The following is a 4,051-nucleotide window of genomic DNA, read 5'->3' as shown; positions in this document are numbered from 1 at the left end:
GCGGCGGGAAGCTGGCCGGCGACGGGAGCGGGGCGAGCGGGGAGGGCGCGGCGCCCCCCGGCGGACGCGGGGCGGCCTGCTGCTGGAACAGCCCCGTGAACTCCCCCGGCCGGAGCGACGGCGCCTGCGGCGCGGGAGGGGCCGCCGAGTCGGCCGGCGGCGGCGCGGGGGGCGGCGCCAGCGGCGCCTGGGCGAACATGCGGGTGAACTCCCCCGGCTCCCGGGTCGCCGGCGGGGTCGCCGGCGGGGGCGGAGGCGACGGGGGGGCCGGCGTCGGCGCGGGGGGCGCCGGCGGCGGCGCGTCGTTCCCCGTCTCCATGCTCGCCAGCCCGCCGGCGATGAAGAGGCGCGTGAACTCCCCCGGCGCCTTGCGGGGCGTCGCGTCGGGGACGGCGTTGGGCGGCGGCGCGCCCACCGAGAACTGGAAGGCGACCGGCGGCGTCGACCGGTCGGTCCCCTCCCCGCCGAGCAGGAGCGCCGGGTCGTCGTCGTCGTCCGCGGGGACGGGCGGGGCGCCGGCGGGGGGCGTCGTCCGCACCGGGATGTGCGCGTCGGACGAGAAGCCGACCGGCGGGGGCGGCACCGCCGGCAGGTCGCTGGGCGGGGTCGGGGCCTCGGAGAAGGGCACGGCGGCGGGCGCCGCGGCCATGCCATCGGCGGCGCCGGCGCCGGCGGGGGGCGCCCAGTCGCCGACGCGCGACGACAGCCAGCTGCGGAAGGTCCCCATCCCGGGGATGAACTCCGTCACCACCGCGAACCCCGCGGGGATCGTCGCCATCTCGAGCACGCGCGCGCGGTCCGGCGCCGGCAGGCGGCCGAGCGCGTGGCGCAGCCGCTCGACCTCCCCGGGCCCCGCGGCGTCGACGATGTGCACCAGCACGACGCGCCCCGTCGTGGTCTCCTGGGCGTTGTGCGTGCGGATGCCGCCGTCGACGGCGGTGACCTTCAGGAGGCGGTAGCGCGCGTGGAAGTCGTCGCTCATGCGGCGTCGCGTTCGCGAGGGAAGCGGGGGCGGGAACCGGCGTGTATTGTTCACCGCCCGCAGCGCCGAAGCAATCGACGCGGCGGCCCCCGTGCCCCGCCGCTCCGCGGCCGTTCCGCGACGCCCCCACCACATGCGCGCCACGCCGCACCTTCCCGCCCGCGTCGTCTGGGAGGAAGGGATGTACCTCGCGCCCCACCACTTCCAGGCGCAGCGCCGCCACTTCGACGAGGCGGTCGCGCTGTCGGTGGGCGCGCTGTTCGCGTTCCCGTACGGCGTCGCCGGCGTGGAGCTCGACGAGGAGGCGCTGCGCAACGGCACGCTCGCGCTCCGGCACGCGCGCGGCGTGCTCCCCGACGGGACGCCGTTCCGCGTCCCCGACGCCGACCCGGCGCCGGCGCCGGGCGCGCTCGCCGAGCGCTTCTCGCCGGCGAAGGACGGCCACGTCGTGCACCTCGCGCTGGCGCCGTGGCGCGGCGACGAGCCGAACGTCGCGGGCCTCCCCGAGGCGCCGGACGCGGCGCACGCGCCGTTCGCGGCGGGCGCCCCGGCCGACGCCGACGCGCGCTTCGTCGCCGTGCCGCACGAGGTGGTCGACGAGGTGACGGGGCTCGACCGCGCGACGCTGTACTTCGCCGCCAAGCGGCTGCGCCTCCTGCTCGACGACGAGGTGGCGGCGGCCGACGTGACCATGCCCGTCGCGCGCGTGGTGCGCGACGGCGCGGGGCGCTTCCAGGCCGACGCCGCGTACGTGCCGCCGTGCCTGCGCCTCGGCGCCAGCGCGCGGCTGGTGGGGCTGCTGCAGCGCGTGCTCGGGATGCTCGAGGCGAAGGCGGCGACGCTGTCGGCGGGCGCCGGCGCCGGCGGGCCGTCGGCGTATGCGGGGAACGAGGTGGCGACGCGCTGGCTGCTGCACGCCGTGCGCTCCGCCGAGGGGCCGCTGCGCCACCTGCTGGCGACGCGCGCCGCGCACCCCGAGCGGCTGTGGGTCGAGCTGTCGCGCCTCGCCGGCGCGCTGTGCACATTCTCGCTGACGGCGCAGGCGCGCGACCTGCCGCGCTACGACCACGACGACCTCACCGGCTGCTTCGCGGCGCTCGAGCGGCACCTGCGCGAGCACCTCGACGTGGTGGTCGCGGCGCGCGCGCTGGTGCAGCCGCTGGCGCGCGCGAGCGAGGTGCTGTGGACCGCCACCGTCCCCGACCCGCGGTGCTTCGAGCCGGGGGCGCGCTGGTTCCTGGCGGCGCGCTCGGCGGCCGGGCCGGTGGAGACGGCGACGCGCGTCCCGCAGTTCGCGAAGGCGTGCGCCAGCAAGTACGTGCTGGAGCTGGTGCGGCGCGCCTACCCGGGGATGCCGCTCGAGTACCTCCCCGCCCCGCCGCCGGGGATCGCCCCGCGCGCCGACGCCGCGTACTTCGAGATGCAGCTGGCGGGGCCGTGCGGGCAGGGGCTGCGCGACACGCGCGAGTTCGGCGTCTACGTCCCCGACGCGATTCCTGACCCGCAGCTGGAGCTGGTCGTCCTGCTCCCCGGCTGAGGGTCCGCCGACCGGGTCGGACGGCGCGCCGTCCCGGCGCGCGCCGTCGTGGCGCGCGGTCCGGCGGACACCTACCTTGGCCGACCGTGCGGCGCCGCGGGGGACCCCCGCCGCCGCCGGCCCCGCCGCACGCCCCCCGCCGCACCTCCGTCGGATGACCGCTCCGTTCCTGGCGCCGCCCGCCCCGGCCCCCACCGTCCCCGCCGGCGACGTCCTCGCCCGCGGCCGCCTCGCCCGCCTGTTCCAGGAGGCGCTGACCGCGGTGGTGCGGCTGCGCGCCGGCCGCCAGGCGGTCCCCGACGCCGTCGCCTTCCGGCAGCAGATGACGCAGCTGCTGCAGCGCGCCGACGCCGAGGCGCGGCAGCAGGGGTACGCGCCCGACGACGCGCGGCTGGCGGTGTTCGCCGTCGTCGCGCTCCTCGACGAGTCGGCGCTCAACAGCCGCCAGCCGGCGCTCGCCGACTGGGCGCGGCGCCCGCTGCAGGACGAGCTGTTCGGCGGCCACCTCGCCGGCGAGTGGTTCTTCCAGCACGTCGAGCAGCTGCTCGCGCGCCCCGACTCGGCGGCGCTCGCCGACCTGCTCGAGGTCCACCAGCTGGTGCTGCTGCTCGGCTTCCGCGGCCGCTACGGGCACGACACGGCGGCGCTGCAGACGATCGCGCACCGCGTCGGCGAGCGCCTCGCGCGCCTGACCGGCGACGCGGGCCCGCTCGCCCCCGCGTGGCGCCCGCCCGCCGACGCGGTCGTGTCGCGCGACCCGTGGCTCCGCCGCCTGACGATCGCCCTCGCCGCGAGCGCGCTGCTCGCCGTCGCGCTGTGGGGCGCGGGGGCGGTGACGCTCGGCGGGACGGCCGCCGAGGTCCGCGCGCTGAGCACCCGGTAAGCCGCCGGGCGCTGCGGGCTGCGGGCTGCGGATTCGACCAGACCCGCAGCCCGCAGCCCGCAGCCCGCAGCGCCCGGTACGTCGAACGTCGCACGTCCCCCCTGCCGCATCCTCCCATGGCCCGCCCCGCCGCGACGCGCTGGTACGCCGCGCTCGCCACGCTGATCGTCTTCGTGCTCCTCGCCTGGATGCTCGGCGCGGTGCTCCCGCTGTCCGAGGGCGAGCGCACCGTGCTGCGCGTCGCGCTGCTCGCGCTCGGCCTCGTGGCCGCGGCCGCGCTGCTGTGGTGGCTGCGCCCCGACGCGCCGGCGGCGCCGGCGGCGGGCCCCGGCAGGGACGACGCGCTGACCGTGGTCACGACGGCGCGCGCGCCGTCGCCGCGCGCCGCGTTCGACGCGCGCCCGATGGTGCTGCTCGTCGGCACGGAGGGGAGCTGCAAGAGCACCGTCGTCGCGCGCGCCGGGCTCGACGCCGAGCTGCTGGCGGGGGACGGCGCGGGGGAGGCGCCGCCGGCGACGGCGGCCGCGAACCTCTGGCTGGCGAAGCAGGCGGTGTTCGCGGAGCCGGGCGGCAAGGTGCTGGCCGACGAGGTGCGGTGGCGCGCTGCGCTGCGCGCGCGGCGGTCGCCGGCGCTGGGGGCGGCGCTGGC

2 protein-coding genes and 2 pseudogenes are annotated in these 4,051 nt (G+C 79.4%); 3 read left to right on the top strand and 1 reads right to left on the bottom strand.

Annotation, left to right across the window (positions count from 1 at the left end; translation table 11 throughout):
* Window positions 1-982, bottom strand: a pseudogene (locus tag PYV61_RS21920) (hypothetical protein); the annotation flags it as partial.
* Window positions 983-1,115: 133 nt separating this feature from the next.
* Between PYV61_RS21920 and tssK the strand changes: the two are divergent.
* The 3 genes and pseudogenes from tssK to PYV61_RS21905 all read left to right on the top strand — a co-directional run.
* Window positions 1,116-2,519: a type VI secretion system baseplate subunit TssK gene (gene tssK, locus PYV61_RS21915; RefSeq protein ID WP_275835671.1), complete on the top strand. Its 1,404-nt coding sequence runs from the start codon at window positions 1,116-1,118 to the stop codon at window positions 2,517-2,519.
* A 154-nt stretch (window positions 2,520-2,673) separates the two neighbouring features.
* Window positions 2,674-3,402, top strand: a complete 729-nt coding sequence (locus PYV61_RS21910) for a DotU family type IV/VI secretion system protein (protein ID WP_275835669.1) — start codon at window positions 2,674-2,676, stop codon at window positions 3,400-3,402.
* Between the two features lie 116 nt (window positions 3,403-3,518).
* Window positions 3,519-4,051, top strand: a pseudogene (locus PYV61_RS21905) (hypothetical protein); the annotation flags it as partial.

It is taken from the genome of Roseisolibacter sp. H3M3-2 (assembly GCF_029211165.1).
GTDB lineage: Bacteria > Gemmatimonadota > Gemmatimonadetes > Gemmatimonadales > Gemmatimonadaceae > Roseisolibacter.
Note: the sequence above shows the minus strand (reverse complement) of the source record. Positions and strands in the feature narration are given on the sequence as shown.